At 66.5% G+C, this 16,959-nt stretch carries 14 protein-coding genes and 1 pseudogene; 8 read left to right on the forward strand and 7 right to left on the reverse strand.

The window, feature by feature from the left end; genetic code table 11:
• The first annotated feature begins 10 nt into the window (after window positions 1-10).
• Both rsmD and AC1AYX_RS08245 read left to right on the forward strand, forming a co-directional pair.
• The gene (rsmD, locus tag AC1AYX_RS08240; RefSeq protein ID WP_476503026.1) at window positions 11-595 is read left to right on the forward strand and encodes a 16S rRNA (guanine(966)-N(2))-methyltransferase RsmD; all 585 of its coding nucleotides are present in this window, start codon (window positions 11-13) and stop codon (window positions 593-595) included.
• A 145-nt stretch (window positions 596-740) separates the two neighbouring features.
• Complete coding sequence (locus AC1AYX_RS08245; RefSeq protein WP_476503027.1) at window positions 741-1,340, forward strand: nitroreductase family protein; 600 nt, start codon at window positions 741-743, stop codon at window positions 1,338-1,340.
• A 45-nt stretch (window positions 1,341-1,385) separates the two neighbouring features.
• On the opposite strand, the gene trmD is transcribed toward AC1AYX_RS08245, so the two are convergent.
• Complete coding sequence (gene trmD / locus AC1AYX_RS08250) at window positions 1,386-2,204, reverse strand: tRNA (guanosine(37)-N1)-methyltransferase TrmD (RefSeq protein WP_476503028.1); 819 nt, start codon at window positions 2,202-2,204, stop codon at window positions 1,386-1,388.
• Window positions 2,205-2,489: 285 nt separating this feature from the next.
• Here trmD and AC1AYX_RS08255 point away from each other — a divergent pair, with 285 nt between their 5' ends.
• From AC1AYX_RS08255 to AC1AYX_RS08270, 4 genes are all read left to right on the forward strand, one after another.
• Window positions 2,490-4,223: an ABC transporter substrate-binding protein gene (locus tag AC1AYX_RS08255; protein ID WP_476503029.1), complete on the forward strand. Its 1,734-nt coding sequence runs from the start codon at window positions 2,490-2,492 to the stop codon at window positions 4,221-4,223.
• A gap of 108 nt (window positions 4,224-4,331) precedes the next feature.
• Window positions 4,332-5,303 (forward strand): ABC transporter permease, encoded by a 972-nt coding sequence (locus AC1AYX_RS08260; RefSeq protein WP_476503030.1) that lies wholly within the window; start codon window positions 4,332-4,334, stop codon window positions 5,301-5,303.
• A 16-nt stretch (window positions 5,304-5,319) separates the two neighbouring features.
• A complete protein-coding gene (locus tag AC1AYX_RS08265; protein WP_476503031.1) occupies window positions 5,320-6,240 on the forward strand; it encodes an ABC transporter permease in 921 nt (306 codons plus the stop codon).
• 1 nt (window position 6,241) lies between these two features.
• A complete protein-coding gene (locus tag AC1AYX_RS08270; protein ID WP_476503032.1) occupies window positions 6,242-8,284 on the forward strand; it encodes an ABC transporter ATP-binding protein in 2,043 nt (680 codons plus the stop codon).
• Between the two features lie 79 nt (window positions 8,285-8,363).
• Here the strand turns inward: AC1AYX_RS08270 and rimM are convergent, their stop codons facing one another.
• The 6 genes from rimM to cysS all read right to left on the reverse strand — a co-directional run bounded on the left by rimM (window position 8,364) and on the right by cysS (window position 14,703).
• The gene (gene rimM, locus AC1AYX_RS08275) at window positions 8,364-8,963 is read right to left on the reverse strand and encodes a ribosome maturation factor RimM (RefSeq protein WP_476503074.1); all 600 of its coding nucleotides are present in this window, start codon (window positions 8,961-8,963) and stop codon (window positions 8,364-8,366) included.
• Between the two features lie 70 nt (window positions 8,964-9,033).
• Window positions 9,034-9,267 (reverse strand): RNA-binding protein, encoded by a 234-nt coding sequence (locus AC1AYX_RS08280; RefSeq protein ID WP_034530099.1) that lies wholly within the window; start codon window positions 9,265-9,267, stop codon window positions 9,034-9,036.
• A 106-nt stretch (window positions 9,268-9,373) separates the two neighbouring features.
• Window positions 9,374-9,832 carry a 30S ribosomal protein S16 gene (gene rpsP, locus AC1AYX_RS08285; RefSeq protein WP_476503033.1) on the reverse strand — a complete coding sequence of 153 codons (459 nt, stop codon included), beginning with the start codon at window positions 9,830-9,832 and terminating at the stop codon, window positions 9,374-9,376.
• 214 nt (window positions 9,833-10,046) lie between these two features.
• Window positions 10,047-11,108: an endonuclease/exonuclease/phosphatase family protein gene (locus tag AC1AYX_RS08290; RefSeq protein ID WP_476503075.1), complete on the reverse strand. Its 1,062-nt coding sequence runs from the start codon at window positions 11,106-11,108 to the stop codon at window positions 10,047-10,049.
• A 156-nt stretch (window positions 11,109-11,264) separates the two neighbouring features.
• A complete protein-coding gene (ffh, locus tag AC1AYX_RS08295) occupies window positions 11,265-12,905 on the reverse strand; it encodes a signal recognition particle protein (protein WP_476503034.1) in 1,641 nt (546 codons plus the stop codon).
• Window positions 12,906-13,053: 148 nt separating this feature from the next.
• On the reverse strand, window positions 13,054-14,703 hold the full coding sequence (gene cysS / locus AC1AYX_RS08300) for a cysteine--tRNA ligase (protein ID WP_476503035.1): 1,650 nt from the start codon (window positions 14,701-14,703) through the stop codon (window positions 13,054-13,056).
• Window positions 14,704-14,792: 89 nt separating this feature from the next.
• Here cysS and AC1AYX_RS08305 point away from each other — a divergent pair, with 89 nt between their 5' ends.
• Window positions 14,793-15,557 (forward strand): type 1 glutamine amidotransferase, encoded by a 765-nt coding sequence (locus AC1AYX_RS08305; protein WP_476503036.1) that lies wholly within the window; start codon window positions 14,793-14,795, stop codon window positions 15,555-15,557.
• Window positions 15,558-15,749: 192 nt separating this feature from the next.
• Window positions 15,750-16,850: pseudogene (locus AC1AYX_RS08310) on the forward strand (ABC-F family ATP-binding cassette domain-containing protein); the annotation flags it as partial.
• Between the last annotated feature and the right edge of the window lie 109 nt (window positions 16,851-16,959).

Genomic DNA, 16,959 nt, shown 5'->3' on the forward strand with positions numbered 1-16,959 from the left:
GTCGATGACCATGCGAGTGATCTCAGGACGATTCAAGGGCGTGGCGTTGGCCACGCCGAAGACCGGCACCAGGCCGACCACCGACCGCACCAAGGAGGCGATCTTCTCGCGTCTCGACGCGTGGGGCGTGCTCGACGAGGCGCGCGTGCTCGACCTGTTCGCCGGCACGGGGGCGCTCGGCATCGAGGCGCTGTCGCGCGGGGCCCGCGAGCTGGTGGCCGTGGAGGCGTCGAAGCCGGCGGCCGCACTCGTCGTGAAGACCGTCGCGCAGCTGAAGCGCAACCGGTCATGGTCGTCGGACCTCTCGGCACGCGTGATCATGCGCAAGGCGGAGGCGTACGCGGCCTCCGGCGCGGGCGCGGCCGGCGTGTTCGACGTGATCTTCATCGACCCGCCGTACGCGTTCGAGACGGAGGCGTGCGACCGGCTGCTCGCCAATCTCGCGACGAACGGATTCGCGGGGAAGGGGACAGTGATCATGCTGGAGCGTTCCGTGCGGTCCGAGCGGCCGACGCCGCCGGATGGCTGGGAGATCGCGGACGACCGCGACTACGGTGAGACGGCGGTGTACTACATCGAGCGGATCGCGGACTGAGAGCCGATCGGGGGCCTCGGGTTCCGGTGCGCCACGCCGGAGATACCTCGAATCGGGATATGCATGTATAGTCATATCTCGAAACGAGATATTGTGTGTGCGGCATGCGCATGTGCGGCCGCATCACGAACGAAAAGGGGAAACCATGTCCTTCGTCACCGCCCTTGAAACCCGCCGCTCCCAGTACGCGCTGACCGACGCCTCGCCGGTCAGCGACCAGGAGATCGCCGACCTCGTCAAGAAGGTCGTCGTCGACGTGCCGAGCGCCTTCAACTCCCAGCCGCAGCGCGCCGTCGTCCTGTTCGGCGACGCCAGCAAGAAGCTGTGGGACATCGTCAAGGAGACCCTGCGTAAGGTCGTGAACGACGAGGAGGCCTTCAAGTCCACCGAGGCGAAGATCGACTCCTTCGCCGCCGGCCACGGCACCGTGCTCTTCTACGATGATGAGGACGTCACCAAGCAGCTGCAGGAGAACATCCCGGCCTACGCCGCCAACTTCCCGGGCTTCGCCCGCGACGCCGCCGGCATGCTCCAGCTCGCCGTGTGGACCGCCCTCGCCGAGAAGGGCCTGGGCGCCTCCCTGCAGCACTACAACCCGCTGATCGACGAGGCCGTCGCCGCCGAGTTCGGCCTGCCGAAGAGCTGGAAGCTCCAGGCCCAGATGCCGTTCGGCGTCGTCGCCCAGCCCGCCGGCCCGGTCGAGAAGCAGCCGGCCGACGCCCGCGTCAAGGTCTTCGGCCTGTAAATTCAGGTGGTTGTGGCCCCCTCGTCAGAGGGGGCCAAATCATATCTACCGCAGTTTGCGGGGGTGGGCGGCGGAGACCTCCCAGCCCAGGGCCATCAGGGTCTTGCGGTCGGCCTTGTCCAAGGACTTGCAGTCCAGCCGTTCGATGAGATCGGGGCGGATCTCATCGGTGCGCGTCAGCGCCTCGTCGCGGCGGTAGCGGTCCACCTTGCCGTGATCGCCGGAGAGCAGCACGTCCGGCACCTTCAATCCGCGCCATTCCGCCGGCTTCGTATACTGGCGGTGTTCGAGCAGCGCGTTCGCGCCCGTGTATGACTCCTCGACGATGGAATCGGCGTTGCCCATGAATCCCGGAACCAGACGCGTGATCGCCTCCACCATCACCGAGGTCGCGACCTCGCCGCCGTTGAGCACATAATCGCCGATCGAATACTCGCGCACATCCACGCCGCGCGAACGGTAGTACTCGGGGATGCGCGCGTCATAGCCCTCGTAGCGGCCGCAGCCGAACAGCAGATGATCCGCGTGCGAGAGCTCGGTCGCGTCCTTCTGCGTGAACAGCGGCGCGGACGGGTTCGGGAAGATGAGCACCGGGCGGACCCCGTCGTGAATGGTATCGGCGTCCTCCTGCGGGTCCAGGCCCAGCAGCTCGTCGAGGCATTCGGCCCAGACGGCCGGCTTCATCACCATGCCGGCGCCGCCGCCCACCGGGGTGTCGTCCACCGAATGATGCACGTCATGCGTCCAGTCGCGCAGGTTGTGCGCCGTGATGCTCAGCAGGCCCTTCTCCTGCGCCTTGCCCATCAGGCTCAATCCCATCACGTCGAAATACTCGGGGAACACGCTCACGATATCGATCTTCATAAGCATCCACCCTATCGCAAGGGGTGCGGCCGGCGGCTTTCAGGTGAATATCTCGAATCGTGGTGCGGAACGTGAGATTACGGGGGCTTGCAGCGTGATATCACGAAAAATGATGGCGTCTCCAATCCGTGGACGGTCTGGGACTGATAACGCGCCATCAGATGATTTGATGACAAACGTTCCCGGGGCTCGAAACGAGGTATTACTCTTGCGCGGTGATGACGCGAGGGGGACGGGTCGTCGATTCCATACCTCTCGTGCGAATCGAATGAGAGGAAAACGCATATGACCAAGAAAACGACTTTCGCCACGCGCGCCGTCTCGGCGCTCGCGGCCGGCGTGGCCGCCCTGCTGCTCGTCGGATGCGGCGCGAGCAACGCGACCACCACCACGTCCACGCCCACGACGGTGGACGGCAAGCTCAACAAGATCGTCGCCACCGGCGACGCCTCGAAGAGCCCCGCCAAGGCCAACGCCCGCAAGGACACGTTCGTCGCCACCATCAGCTCGCCCAGCGGCGTGTTCCTGCCCTACTTCCAGGACAACGGCTGGGACGGCAACGCCACGCAGCCGATCTTCAACTCGCTGGTCCTGACCGACACCGCCGGCAACCCGATCCCCGACCTGGCCGAATCCTGGGAGGTCTCCGACAACGGCCTCGACTACACGTACCACTTGCGCAAGAACCTCAAGTTCTCCGACGGCAGCCCGCTGACCACCAAGGACGTGGCGTTCACGCTCACCCTGCTCAACGACCCGGCCTACTCCGGCAGCGCCGACTTCACCGACATCGGCATCAAGGGCGCCGACGAATACAAGAACGGCAGCGCCGACTCGATCTCCGGCATCAAGGTCGTGGACGATCAGACCATCACCATCGAGACCACCAAGGTCAACCCGCTGGCGCTGACCACGCTCGGCGGCCAGGTGCTCTCCAAGGCCTACTACGGCAAGGACTACAAGAAGGGCAAGCTCGACTACCTCAAGGACCTGTACTCCAAGCCGATGGGCGACGGCCCCTACCAGCTCGACAAGTACGTCGACGGCCAGGAGATCCGCTACAACGCGAATCCGTACTACTACGGCGGCAAGCCGAAGATCGCCCACCTGATCTTCAAGGTCACCTCCAAGGACACCGCGCTCGCCAACTTCCAGAACGGCGAGACCGACTTCGACGGCTTCTCCCCGGACCCGGACAACGTCGACCAGCTCAAGTCCTTCGGCTTCGCCTCCGTGCGCGAATCCACCGTGCCCGACATCGGCGAGATCTGGATCAACAACAAGAACGCGATCCTCAAGGACAAGAAGGTGCGCCAGGCCCTCGTCTACGGCCTCGACCGCCAGCAGATCATCGACGTGACCTACAAGGGCTTCGGCCAGGTCGCCAACGTTTACGCCGCGCCCACTCAGTGGTCCTACACTGACAAGGGCGTGAACCCGTACAAGTTCAATGCCGACAAGGCCAAGAAGCTCCTCGACGAGGCCGGCTGGAAGGAAGGCTCCGACGGCATCCGCGTCAAGGACGGCAAGAAGCTCACCATCCACTACCTGACCAGCAAGGACGACGACCAGGTCGTCCCGATTGCCACCGAGAACTACAAGGCCATCGGCGTCGACTTCCAGCCCGAGGTGCTGGACGGCGATACGATCATCCAGCGCTGGACGCAGGGCGGCGACTGGGATCTGGTCGGCGGCTTCCGCACCAATGGCCTCGTCGATCCGGATGACGCGATCAAGGAGTTCTACAGCACCAACCCGAGCGTCAACCTGACCGGCTACGACAACCCCGAGGTCACCAAGCTGGCCAAGGAGGGCATCTCCACCCAGGACAAGGCCAAGCGCAAGGAGATCTACGCGAAGATCTACAAGCTCCTCAACGCCGACGTGCCGACCATCCCGCTGGCCTACCGCCAGTCCGTGAGCGCCTGGAACGCCCGCATCAAGGGCGCCGACAAGTACTCCACCGGCAACAGCGACGTCTCCCAGGTGCTCGCCAAGCTCGAGATCGCCGACAAGTGACGCGACCGACGCTCCGGTGACGCTCCGACGCCATCGAACGGTCCCGTGACGCCCCTCGCCGGGCGTCACGGGACCAACCTATGACCCCCGAGACACAAAAGCTTCCCCATGGTTCGATACACACTCAAACGCTTCGGCCAGATGATCGTGATGATGTTCCTCCTCTCGATCCTGGTCTTCTTCCTCTTCGCCCTGATGCCGGGCGACTTCTTCTCCGGCAACCGCAAGCTCACGCCGGCGCGACTCGCCGAGCTGCGCGCCCTGTACGGACTCGACAAGCCGCCGCTGCAGCGCTACTTCATCTGGCTCGGCAACGTGCTCCACGGCGACTTCGGCTGGTCTCTCAAATACAACGAGAAGGTCACCGACCTGCTCAAGACGTACATGTTCAACTCGTTCATCGTCGCGCTCGCCGCGATGGTCGTCGCCTGGACCGTGGCCGTGATCATCAGCGTGTATTCCGCCGCCCACCAGTACTCGACCATCGACAAGATCGTCACGATCGTCGTGTTCGCCTCGATGTCGTTCCCCTCGTTCTTCGTGGGGCTTCTCGCGATCAAGTTCTTCGCCGTGGATCTGCACTGGCTGCCCGTCGGCGGCATGATCGATACCGGCAGCACCAGCACGGGGCTAGCCCATGCGCTCGAGGTCGGACGCCACATGATCCTGCCGGTGCTGCTGCTCGCCTTCTTCTCCGCCGGGTCGCTCACCCGGTACTTCCGTTCCGGGATGCTCACCGCGCTGCGCGCCGACTTCGTCAAATGCGCCCGCGCCCGCGGCATCAAGGAGCATGCGGTCGTGTACCGGCATGCGCTGCGCAACGCGATGCTGCCCGCCATCACGCTGCTCGGCTTCGAGCTGCCGGGACTGTTCTCCGGCGCGATCATCACCGAGCAGATCTTCGCATGGCCCGGCATCGGCCCGATCCAGCTCGAAGCGTTGAACGCCCGCGACTACGAGGTGCTGATGACCTGCACGCTGCTGCTGTCGTTCCTGACGATCCTCGGCAACTTCCTCGCGGACATCGCCTATTCGCTCGCCGACCCGCGCGTCAGGCTCGCGCAGAAGGCGCAGGCGTGAGATGGGGGTGACGACGATGAAGACGACGAAACCGAAGACGGCGAAATCGAAGAAAACCGACCGCACGCTCCCGCTGTGGCGCCGCTACGCGCGCGACCTCGTGCGCATCCGTGCCGCGCAGATCGCGATCGGCATCCTGATCTTCATGCTGGTGTTCAGCTATCTGGGCCCGCTGTTCAGCCCGTACGGTCAGAACCAGCTCGACGTGCGCGTCGCCGAACAGGCGCCGACGCTCGCGCACTGGCTCGGCACCGACGACTACGGCCGCGACGTGCTCACCCGACTCATGTACGCCGGTCGCGTCTCGATGCTCATCGGCATCCTCTCGACCGTCATGTCGATCGTGCTGGGCGCGCTGATCGGCGTGGTCTCCGGCTACTTCGGCGGACTGGTCGACGCGGTCGTCATGCGCGTAGCCGACCTGCTCATGTCCATCCCGAGCCTGCCGCTGCTCATCATCATGGCGGCGTTCCTCTCCGCGTTCAAGGTGCCGGCCGATTCGCGCATCTACGTGGTGATGGTCATGCTGAGCCTCATCGGATGGCCCGGCATCGCCCGCATGCTACGTGGCGAGGTGCTGTCGCTGCGCGAGGAGCTCTACATGAAGGCCACCGAGGCGCTGGGACTGAGCACCCGGTCCCGCCTGTTCCACCATCTGATGCCGAACGTCTACCCGCTGCTCATCGTGCAGACCACGCTGAGCGTCGCCGGCGGCATCCTGATGGAGTCGACGCTGAGCTTCCTCGGCCTCGGCGTGATGCCGCCGAACGCCTCGTGGGGCAACATGATGGCCGTCGCCTCGAACCTCATGGACTTCCAGAAACGCTGGTGGCTGTGGATTCCGCCGGGATTCGCGGTCTTCATCACCGTGGTCAGCATCAACGTGCTCGGCGACCGCATCCGCGACGTCGTCGACCCCCGCTCGAAGGAGGCGTGAATTGTCGGGCGACAACATCATCGGCCGGAACGACCGGAACGACCGGAACCAGCGCGGCGACGGCCCGCTGCTGCGCATCGAGGACCTGCACGTGTCCTTCCCGCAGGAGGACGGCGGCGTGCGCACGGCCGTCGACGGCGTCACGTTCGACGTGCCGCGCGGCGAGGTGACGTGCATCGTCGGCGAATCCGGCTCCGGCAAATCCGTGACCGCGATGTCGGCGATCAACCTGATCGACCGGCCGGGCCGCATCGACTCCGGCAGCATCGTCTTCGACGGACGGGACGTGCTCGCGATGAACGCCAAATCACTGCAGCGACTGCGCGGCGAAGACATCTCGATGATCTTCCAGGAGCCGATGCACTCGCTCAACCCGGTGTTCACGATCGGCGACCAGATGGTCGAGACGATCCTGACGCACATGGACGTCACCAAGAAGGAGGCGCGGAGCAAGTCCATCGCATGGCTGGAACGCGTCGGCCTGCCGAACCCGGAACGCATCATGCGGCTGTACCCGTACGAGCTGTCCGGCGGCATGGTGCAGCGCGCGATGATCGCCATCGCATTGAGCTGCGAGCCGAAGCTGCTCATCGCCGACGAGCCGACCACCGCGCTGGACGTGACCATCCAGGCGCAGATCATCGACCTGCTGCTCTCGCTCAAACAGGAGATGGGCCTGACGATCCTGTTCATCACGCATGATTTCGGCGTGGTCGCGGAAGTCGCCGACAAGGTCGTCGTCATGTACGAGGGCCACATCATGGAGCAGGGCGACGTCTACGCGATCTTCGACCATCCGACGCACCCGTACACCAAGGCGCTGCTCGCCACCAGGCCCGTGATCGGCGACCGTCGCCGCCGTCTCGCGACCGTACGCGACATCGCGCCGGAATTCGCCGACCTGTCCGACGGAACGTTCTTCAGCAAACGGTACGGTTTCGACGGCGCGACGGCGGACGGCGGCGCCGCGGACGGGACGGACGCAGGCCACGCCGGTCCCGCCGCGGCCGCGACGGACGCCGGCAACGCGACGGACGCGACGGACACGCTCGGCGGTCTCGACGACGTCGACCTGTCGCGCCGCGACCTCGGCGACCCGACCGCGCCGCTCGTCGAGGTGAGCCATCTCAAAAAGTACTTCCCGATCAAAACCGGATTGTTCAACCGGACGACCGATGTGGTGCGCGGCGTCAACGACGTGAGCCTCACGGTGAACGCCGGCGAGACCGTGGGCCTCGTCGGGGAATCCGGTTCGGGCAAGACCACGCTCGGACAGACGATCCTGCGCCTGCAATCCAAGACCGATGGCGAGGTGCGGTTCCGCGGGCGCGACGTCTTCGCGCTGCCGCCCAAGGAGCTGCGCACGCTGCGCCCGCAGATGCAGTACATCTTCCAGGACCCGTACAGCTCGCTCAACCCGAGGCTGCCGATCGTCGACGCGATCGGCGAGCCGATGGTCGAGCACGGGCTCGCCACGAAGGACGACGTGCGCGACAAGGTCGTGCGGATGCTCGGGATTTGCGGCATGAACGCCGACGCGCTCGACCGCTACCCGCACGAGTTCTCGGGAGGCCAGCGGCAGCGCATCGGCATCGCCCGCGCGATGGCGCTGCGCCCCGATTTCGTCGTTGCCGATGAGCCGGTCGCCTCGCTCGACGTGTCGATCCAGGCGCAGATCATCAACCTGTTCAGCGATCTGAAGGAGATCCGCCGGACGGCGTTCCTGTTCATCTCGCACGACCTGAGCGTCGTCGAGCACCTGTGCGACCGGATCGTCATCATGTATCTGGGCGTCGTGGTGGAAAGCGGCAGCCGCGAGGAACTGTTCAATAACCCGCTGCACCCGTACACCAGGGAGCTGCTCGACGCGATTCCCGTGCCTGACCCGCGTCGCCGCCACGCCGCGACCGGACTGCGCGGCGGGCGCGGCGGGCGCGACGGCGATCCGGCGACGCACCGCCCCTATGCGCAGGCAATCCGCGAGGGACATGTGCCGGCGCTGCACCGGGTCGGCGACGCCGATCACTGGGTCGCGGAAGTGTGAATGCGAGCGAGGCTGCGACCGCGTCCGGTCACAGCCTCGCTTTTCGTCTGGGTGGTTCGGGTGGTTCGAGCTCGCCCGGTCAGATCCCCGGAATCAGGCCGCCGGGCGGGTCGAGCGTGAGGTAGCCCTCCTCCACGTCGATATCCGGCACGAGCTCGTCGACGAACGGCACGAGCGCGGTCTTCTCCATGACCGGCGTGCCGTCCTTCGCCGTGCCGACCTGCACCGGTTCGGCGAGCCTGATCCTGAGCAGCGACTGGGCGGGGGAGTCGATCACGTCGACCACCTTGCCGACCACGTGGCTCTCCTCCACGCCGAGGCCGTTGCCTTCGGCCATGCGGGCCTCGAGTCCGATGAGGTCCTTCGGGTACCATTCGTCCGCTTCGAGCATCTCGTCCGGATCGTCGGCCTCGCCGTACAGTTCGGTGCCGTTGAGCGCCTCGGAGGCGTCGCGGTTGTCGCAGCCCTCCAGCTTGATGATCCAGCGCTTCTTGAACGTGCGCGAGGATTCGACCACGTATTCGGTCGCGCCGTCCTTCGAATAGAGCACGGAACCGGGCTCGAAGCGCCATTCCGGTTCGTCGGTGAACACCTGGACGGTGACCTCGCCCTTCATGCCCTGCGCCCGTCCGATACGACAGACCCTCAGCAGTTCGAGCTGCTGAGGGTCGTCATGCATATTCTGATCTGCCATGCCAAGCAGTGTACCCCATCGAGTACCTAGTCGTCCGTCGGCCTCGCCAGTCGGTTCAGTGGCGCACGTCCATGATGTCGACGCGCACCTTGTGGTCGGACAGCGCCTGGATCACGGTGCGAATCGCGTTGGCGGTGCGACCGGAACGGCCGATGACGCGGCCGATGTCCTCCGGGTTCACGCGCACGCGAAGCAGTTCGCCGCGCGCGTTCTCATGGGACTTGACGGACACGTCGTCCGGGAAATCGACGATGTTCTTGATGAGATGTTCCACTGCCTGTGCGAGCATTCCAATCAGCCTTTCTATGCAGCATTGCCTTCGACCACGGGTCGCTGATTACTCAGCCTACCGCGTCGAAGGCAATGTCGTCGTCAAGTACGCCTTGCGGCGTGGCTCACTCGGCCTCGGCCGGAGCCTCGGCTTCCTCAGCCGGAGCCTCTTCGGCGGCGGCAGCGGCCTCAGCCTCGGCCTTGGCCTTCGCCTCGGCTTCGGACTTGGCGGCCTTGAGCTTCTGGGCCTCGGCCTCGACGGCCTCGACGCGGGCGGCGGCATCCGGGCCGGCCTCAACGGTCTTCAGGGTGCCCTCGGCACCGTCGAGACCCTTGAACTTCTGCCAGTCGCCGGTGATGTTCAGCAGCTTGTAGACCTGCTCGGTCGGCTGGGCGCCGACGCCGAGCCAGTACTGGGCGCGCTCGGAGTTGATCTTGATCGTGGAAGGCTGGGTGTTCGGATCGTAGGTACCGATCTCCTCGATGGCGCGGCCATCGCGCTTGGTACGGGAATCCATGATGACCACGCGGTAGAACGCGTAGAACTTCTTACCCATGCGCTTCAGACGAATCTTGGTTGCCAAAGTGGCTCTCCTTAAAAATATCAGGGGTGTGTGTTCGGTTCGCATTGTGGGGCGCAGCTCGCCGAGCCCACGTGTTCCTCGCGGCACGGGGTGTAGAGGGCGCCACGCACTCGCGAATAACCGGTTCATTATAGCGCCGTGCCCCGGACTCGCGACACGCCTATGCGCGTGCGCTTCGGTGCGTGGGTCTCTGCGTGCGTGCCTCGGTGCATGCCTACGCGCGCACCGTGAGGCGGGCGGTCAGCGCGAGATGGTCGGTTTCGGGGATCTCGAACGATGCGACGGCGTCGAAGTCCGCCCCGCGCGTGGCGAGGATATGGTCGAGTTCGATGCGCGGCCACTTGAGCCAGCGGGGGAACGTGAGGTTCGGCCCCTTCGCCTGGGTGAGGCTCGCGTCGTGGAATCCGGTCTTCAGCAGCGCGCGGAAGCTCGGATGCTCGGTGGAGGAGTTGAGGTCGCCGAGCACGACGGCGATGGCGTGGTCCTCCTGTTTCGCGGCCTTGGCGAGTCCGCCAAGGCCGATGATGCCCGCCGACCATTCGCGCGGCCCCCTCATCGGCGACTTCGGGTGCGCGGACGCGAACGTCACGTCGCGTCCGCCCGCCATCGGCAGGGTGATCGACGGCACGTCGGCCGCCGGGATGGCGATCGCGTCGGATGTGGCGTCGTCCGGTTCGACGCGGGAGAGGATCACGTTGAACCCGCCGTTGTCGGTCTCCTTCGACTCGCCGGACTGGCGGTAGGGGAGCAGATCGGCGATGCCGGCCGCGTCGAGACGCGCGAGCAGGTCGTCGGTCGCCTCCTGCAGCGCGAGCACGTCGACGCCGCGCATGCGCGCCTCGCGCGCGATCGCGGCGGCGTCGGCGCGTCCGTAGCGGCAGTTGAGCGTCATCAGCGTGAGCGACGACGGCGGTTCGGCGGGTGACGTTTCACGCGATGTTTCACGATTGTCGGAATCTGTTTCACGCGACGTTTCACGGGATGCGTCACGCGCCATGGCCTCGGTGCGGTGCTCCCGCCGCGGATGCGGGTCCGTGCCCCAATACGCGATGCGGCGGGTCGAAGCGGACAGGGCGACGCCCAGCAGACAGCACATCGGACCCCACGCGTGGATGATTCCGGCGACCACGGCGCAGGCGACGAGCGGCACCCACAGGAACGGGATCAGGGCGATCATGTACGGGAACGGCATGCGCGCCTCCATGCCCGCGGGCAGCTCGCTGAGCAGCACCCACAGCATGCCGACGATCATCACGCCCCAAAGCAACCAGACCAGCATGAACAGACACCTTTCTTGAGGACAATTAAATAGGCCCCCTCGTCGAGGGGGCTGGCAGCCGTAGGCTGACTGGGGGAGAGACCGACCAAGGACGGACTACCCCTCAGTCGCCTTCGGCGACAGCTCCCCTGACAAGGGGAGCCGAGACGTGGTCTACCGGAGCAGGCCGGCCAGGCCGCCGCCGAGGTTCGGCGGGAGTTCGCCGCCGTTCGCGTCCAGCGCCTGCTGGAGGCCGGCGGGCAGGGCCGGGTTCTGCGGCTTGGCGAACGCGGAGCCGCCCGACTTCTTGCCGGACAGACGGTCACGCAACGCCTTCTCCTCGGCCTCGCGCTTCATCGGATTGCCGGAACGGCCCTTCTTGTTTTTGTTCTTGCCCTTGGCCTTCTTGTTCTTCTTGCCGCCGCCCATCGAACCGCCGAAGCCGGGCACGCCGCCGCCCAGACCGGCCTTGTTCGACATGCGCTTCATCATCTTCGCGGCCTGCTCGAACCGCTGGAGCAGCGCGTTGACGGCGGAGACCGTGTTGCCGGAACCATAGGCGATGCGGGCGCGGCGGGAGCCGTTGATGATCTTCGGGTTGCGACGCTCCTCGGGCGTCATCGAACGGATGATCGCCTCCGTGCGGTCGATCTCGCGCTCGTCGAACTGCTCGAGCTCCTTGCGGTGGGCCGCCATGCCCGGGATCATGCCGAGCAGCGACTTCATCGAACCGAGCTTGCGGACCTGCTGCAGCTGCTCGAGGAAGTCGTCGAGACCGAACTCGCCCTCGGCCATCTTCGCCGCGGCCTCGCGGGCCTGCTTCTCGTCGAACTGCTTCTGCGCCTGCTCGATCAGGGTGAGGATGTCGCCCATGTCGAGGATGCGGGAGGCCATGCGGTCCGGGTGGAAGACCTCGAAGTCCTTCAGTCCCTCGCCGTTCGAGGCGAACAGGATCGGCTTGCCGGTCACGGACGCGACCGACAGGGCGGCGCCGCCGCGCGCGTCGCCGTCGAGCTTGGACAGGACCACGCCGGTGAAGTCCACGCCCTCGTCGAACGCCTTCGCGGTGCGCACCGCGTCCTGGCCGATCATCGCGTCGATGACGAACAGAATCTCGTTCGGGTTCACGGCGTCGCGGATGTCGCGCGCCTGCTTCATCAGCTCCTCGTCGACGCCGAGACGGCCGGCGGTATCGATGATGACCGTGTCGTACAGCTTCTGCTTGGCGAAGGCGATCGAATCGCGCGCCACCTTCACCGGGTCGCCGGTGGTCTGGCCCGGCGCGGACACCGCGTCGCCGCCGTCCGACTGCACGCCCTTCTCCGGGGCGTACACCGGCACGCCGGCGCGCTCGCCCACCACCTGGAGCTGGGTGACCGCGTTCGGACGCTGCAGGTCGGCCGCGACCAGCAGCGGGGTGTGGCCCGCATCCTTGAGCCAGTAGCCGAGCTTGCCGGCGAGCGTCGTCTTGCCGGCACCCTGCAGGCCGGCGAGCATGATGATCGTCGGCGGGTTCTTCGCGAAGTTCAACGGACGGTCCACGCCGGCACCGAGGATCGCCGTCAGCTCCTCGTTGACGATCTTCACGACCTGCTGCGCCGGGTTCAGCGCGTCGGACACCTCGGTGCCGAGCGCGCGTTCGCGCACACGCGCGGTGAACGGGCGCACCACTTCAAGCGCCACGTCGGCGTCGAGCAGCGCGCGGCGGATCTCGCGGATCGTGCCGTCGATGTCCGTTTCGGAAAGCTTGCCCTTGCTCTTCAGATGCTTGAACGCATTCGAGAGCTTGTCAGTCAAAGAACTAAATGCTGCCATAATGGGCAACAGTCTAGCCGTGGCGGGGGAAAACGAAGGGGCACCTTCCTTGCCTCCCTCTGACGAGGGAGGTGGCCGGGCGAAGCGAGGTCGGAGGGAGAGACCGGTCGACCCCGTCCACAGTCTCTCCCTCAGTCGCGGCATCCGCCTACTTGAGGCTCCAGGTGGAGCCCTGCGGGCCGTCCTCGATGGCGATGCCGGCTCCGGCCAGCGCATCGCGGATCGCGTCCGCCTTCGCGAAGTCCTTCGTCTTGCGGGCCTCGGCGCGTGCGGCCAGCTGCTCGCCGATCAGCTTCTCCAACGCCGCATGCTCCGGCGACTCGTCGGCGCCGTCGCCGGCGCCGCCCGCGGCTCCGGCGGACACCCACGGCTCGGCCAGCGGGTCGAGGCCCAGGGTATCGAGCATCGCGCGCACGGCGACGAGCGAGGCGCGCACCTCGGCGCGGGCCTCGTCCGAGTCGGCGTGGTCGGCGAGCTTGGAGAGCAGCGTGTTGCCGGATCGGATTGCCGTGAAGATCGCGGCGGTCGCGCCGGAGACGTTCACGTCGTCGTTCATCGCGGCCGTGAAGTCGGCGGGCAGATCGTCGGCGGAGACGGCCTCGATCTCGTCGCGCGCGGGCTGGCCGCCCAGCGCGACACCGGCGCGTTCGATGAAGTTCGCGATGCGGTCGTACGCGGCCTGCGCCTCGACGAGCGCCTGATCGGACCACTCCAGCATCGAACGGTACTGGACGGAACCCAGCGCGTAGCGCACCACCCACGCGGAATGTTCGGCGAGCACGCTCGGCACGGACAGGCCGGTGCCGAGGGACTTCGACATCTTCTCGCCCTTCGCGGTGACCCACGCGGAGTGCATCCAGCGGGCGGCCGAATCGTAGCCGGCGGCGCGCGTCTGCGCCATCTCGTTCTCATGGTGGGGGAAACGCAGGTCGAGGCCGCCGCCGTGGATGTCGAAGCCGTCCTTCAGGTAGCGGTGGCTCATCGCCGAGCATTCGATATGCCAGCCCGGGCGGCCCACGCCGAACGGGGTGCTCCAGCGGGCGTCCTGAGGATCGGTGTCCTTCGGGGCCTTCCACAGGGCGAAATCACGCGGGTCGTGCTTGTCGGGGGAGGCATCGGCCGGATCGACCGGATTGTACTTGTCGTCGCCGGCGGCGTCAACGGACGGGCCCATGCGGTCGGCCACGGCCGCCGCCTCGTCCACCTCGGCGGTCTGCTTCTGGTGCGTCAGCTCGCCGTAATGCGGCCACGACGCCACGTCGAAGTACACGTTGCCGGTCGGCTCGCCGTCCGCGTCGGTCACCACGTAGCCGTGGCCGTTCGCGATGATGCGTTCGATCAGGTCGATCATGTCGGACATGTGGCCGGTCGCGCGCGGCTCGACCGTCGGCGGCAGCACGCCGAGCGTCTCGTAGGCGTGCGTGAACTCGCGCTCGTAGTAGTAGGCGCGCGCCCACCACTGCTGGCCCGCGGCGGCGGCCTTGTCGAGGATCTTGTCGTCGATGTCCGTGACGTTCCTCACGAACGTGACCTTGTAGCCGAGCTTGAGGAACCACCGACGCACGATGTCGAACGCGACGGCGGCGCGGATGTGGCCGATGTGGGGCGACGACTGCACCGTCGCGCCGCACACGTAGATGCCCACCTCGCCGGGCTTGATCGGCGTGAACACGCTCGTCGTATGCGAGGCGGTGTCGTAGAGCTTGAGGCCCGCGGCGGCCTTGGCGACCTTCACCGGAGTGAACGCGCTCGGCATCACGGAAGTGCTGAAATCATGCGGTTCTTGGCTGTTTCCCATAAGTCAACAGAGTATGTGCGGACGGCGACGGGCGCAACCGGATGGCCGACGCGCCCGTCGTTTACGTGGGTCGTGCCACAATAGGAGACATGACGCCACAAGTGCTTGTTCTGCAACATGTCCCATGGGAGAAGCCCGGCCGCATCGCCACCGCCTTCGACGAGATCGGCCTCGGCTATCAGATCCTCAACGTGGTGGACAGGAAGAAACCCGACCTCCCCTCGTTCGACGAGGTCGCCGGCCTGGTCATCATGGGCGGCCCGATGGGGGCCACCGACTATGACAAGTACCCCGGCCTGAAGGCGGAGGCGAAGCTGGCGCGCGCCGCCATCGCCGTGAACAAGCCGGTGCTCGGCGTATGCCTCGGCCACCAGATCATCGCCACCGCGCTCGGCGCGAAACTGCACCGTGGCGAGCAGCCGGAGATCGGGTTCGCGCCGATCAAGCGCGTCGACAAGCACGACTACTTCTCCATGTGGGACAAGCAGATCAACGTGCTGCACTGGCACAACGACGTGGTCGGGCTCCCCGAGGGCGCACAGCTGCTCGCCCGCTCGCCCCTCACCAAGGTGCAGGCGTTCCGCGCCGGATCGGCCCTCGGCCTCCAGTTCCATCTCGAGGTGAGCTCCGCCCTGATGGAGGAGTGGCTCGACGAGCCGAGCATGGTCAAGGACCTGAAGGCCGCCGGCGGTTCCAAGTCGAAGCTGCGCGAGGACTTCGCGCAATACAACCCGCTGCTGCACCCGCTCGCCGACCAGGTGTTCACCGGATTCGCCGCCCGCTGCAACAGCTACGCGCGCCGTCTCGTCCGCGAGGCGAACGCAAACGCCCCCAAGGACCCGGTCATCTGCTGATTTTCCCCGCCTTTCCATCCCATGGTGCGGTAAACCCCTCATGGTGCGGTGAGCGGGAATGGCGTCATTCCGCCATTATGGAGAAAGTGTGTTGCCGCACCATGGGAGAAAGAGCGCACCATGGGGTGCGGGAGGGGTGCCGTGGGGCGTGAGGGGCGGCGATGCCCGGTGGTGGCGCTAAGTTAGTGGCTTATGCCGACTTACGATATTGGACTGGAACACGTTTCGCTCGCCTTCGCCACCAAGACCATCTTCACCGACGTGACGCAGGGCGTGTTCGAAGGGGACCGCATCGGCATCGTCGGCCGCAACGGCGACGGCAAATCCACGCTGCTCCACCTGTTCCGCGGCACGCAGGAGCCGGATTCCGGCCGCGTGACGAAACGCGGCGGACTCACGTTCGGCATGCTCGACCAGCGCGATCCGCTCGACGACGACGCCACGATCCGCGAGGCCGCGCTGGAGGGGCGCGCCGACTACGAGTGGGCGTCCGACAACACCTCCCGCGAGATCGTCGAGGCGCTGCTCGGCGGCATGAGCCTCGACGCGAAGGTCGGCTCCCTGTCCGGCGGCCAGCGCCGCCGCGCCGACCTCGCCCGACTGCTCCTGAAAGACTGGGACATCCTCGCGCTCGACGAGCCCACCAACCATCTCGACGTCGTCACCATCCACTGGCTCGCCGAACACCTGAAGAACCGCTGGTCGAAGGGCGCCGGCGCGCTGCTGCTCGTCACCCACGACCGCTGGTTCCTCGACGAGGTATGCGAATCGATGTGGGAGGTGCACGACGGTGTCATCGAGCCGTTCGAGGGCGGCTACTCCGCGTACATGCTCCAGCGCGTCGAACGCGACCGTCAGGCCGACGTGCGCGAGACGAAGCGCCGCAACCTCGCGCGCAAGGAGCTCGCCTGGCTGTCGCGCGGCGCCCGCGCCCGCTCCACCAAGCAGAAGTTCCACGTCAAGGCCGCGCGAGAGCTCATCGCCGACGTGCCGCCGATGCGCAACACGCTCGAGCTCAAGCAGATGGCGACCTCGCGCCTCGGCAAGCAGGTCGTCGACCTCGTCGACGTGACGCAGATCTTCGAGAAGACCGACGTCGAAGTCGATCCGGACGCGGCCGCGCTCGCCGAATCCGCCTCCCGTGTGGACGTGGTGGAACCGATGTACGCGGAACCGCAGTTGCACGGCTCGGTCGAGGTGGCCGTGACCGATATGACGGACCCGCGTCTGGTCGACGCCGGCGTGCCCGAGGCGGTCGCCGCCGCCGAGGAGGCGCGCGCGAAGGCCGAGGCGGAGGGCGGCGCCGCGACGTCGGACGACGATCGCGCTGTGCGCCGCAGGAACACCGGCGGCGAGTCCATCGGCGTGGACGCCTCCGCGGCGGGCGCGGACGGCGGCGCGG

It is taken from the genome of Bifidobacterium sp. LH_419 (assembly GCF_056356955.1).

Bases quoted from the DNA above. Each gene is read 5' to 3' on its own strand.
- AC1AYX_RS08245 (WP_476503027.1), top strand. From the start codon at position 741: ATGTCCTTCGTCACCGCCCTTGAAACCCGCCGCTCCCAGTACGCGCTG.
- AC1AYX_RS08255 (WP_476503029.1), top strand. From the start codon at position 2,490: ATGACCAAGAAAACGACTTTCGCCACGCGCGCCGTCTCGGCGCTCGCG.
- ffh (WP_476503034.1), bottom strand. From the start codon at position 12,905: ATGGCAGCATTTAGTTCTTTGACTGACAAGCTCTCGAATGCGTTCAAG.
- AC1AYX_RS08305 (WP_476503036.1), top strand. From the start codon at position 14,793: ATGACGCCACAAGTGCTTGTTCTGCAACATGTCCCATGGGAGAAGCCC.
- AC1AYX_RS08260 (WP_476503030.1), top strand. From the start codon at position 4,332: ATGGTTCGATACACACTCAAACGCTTCGGCCAGATGATCGTGATGATG.
- trmD (WP_476503028.1), bottom strand. From the start codon at position 2,204: ATGAAGATCGATATCGTGAGCGTGTTCCCCGAGTATTTCGACGTGATG.
- AC1AYX_RS08280 (WP_034530099.1), bottom strand. From the start codon at position 9,267: ATGCTCGCACAGGCAGTGGAACATCTCATCAAGAACATCGTCGATTTC.
- rsmD (WP_476503026.1), top strand. From the start codon at position 11: ATGCGAGTGATCTCAGGACGATTCAAGGGCGTGGCGTTGGCCACGCCG.
- cysS (WP_476503035.1), bottom strand. From the start codon at position 14,703: ATGGGAAACAGCCAAGAACCGCATGATTTCAGCACTTCCGTGATGCCG.
- AC1AYX_RS08265 (WP_476503031.1), top strand. From the start codon at position 5,320: ATGAAGACGACGAAACCGAAGACGGCGAAATCGAAGAAAACCGACCGC.
- rimM (WP_476503074.1), bottom strand. From the start codon at position 8,963: ATGCATGACGACCCTCAGCAGCTCGAACTGCTGAGGGTCTGTCGTATC.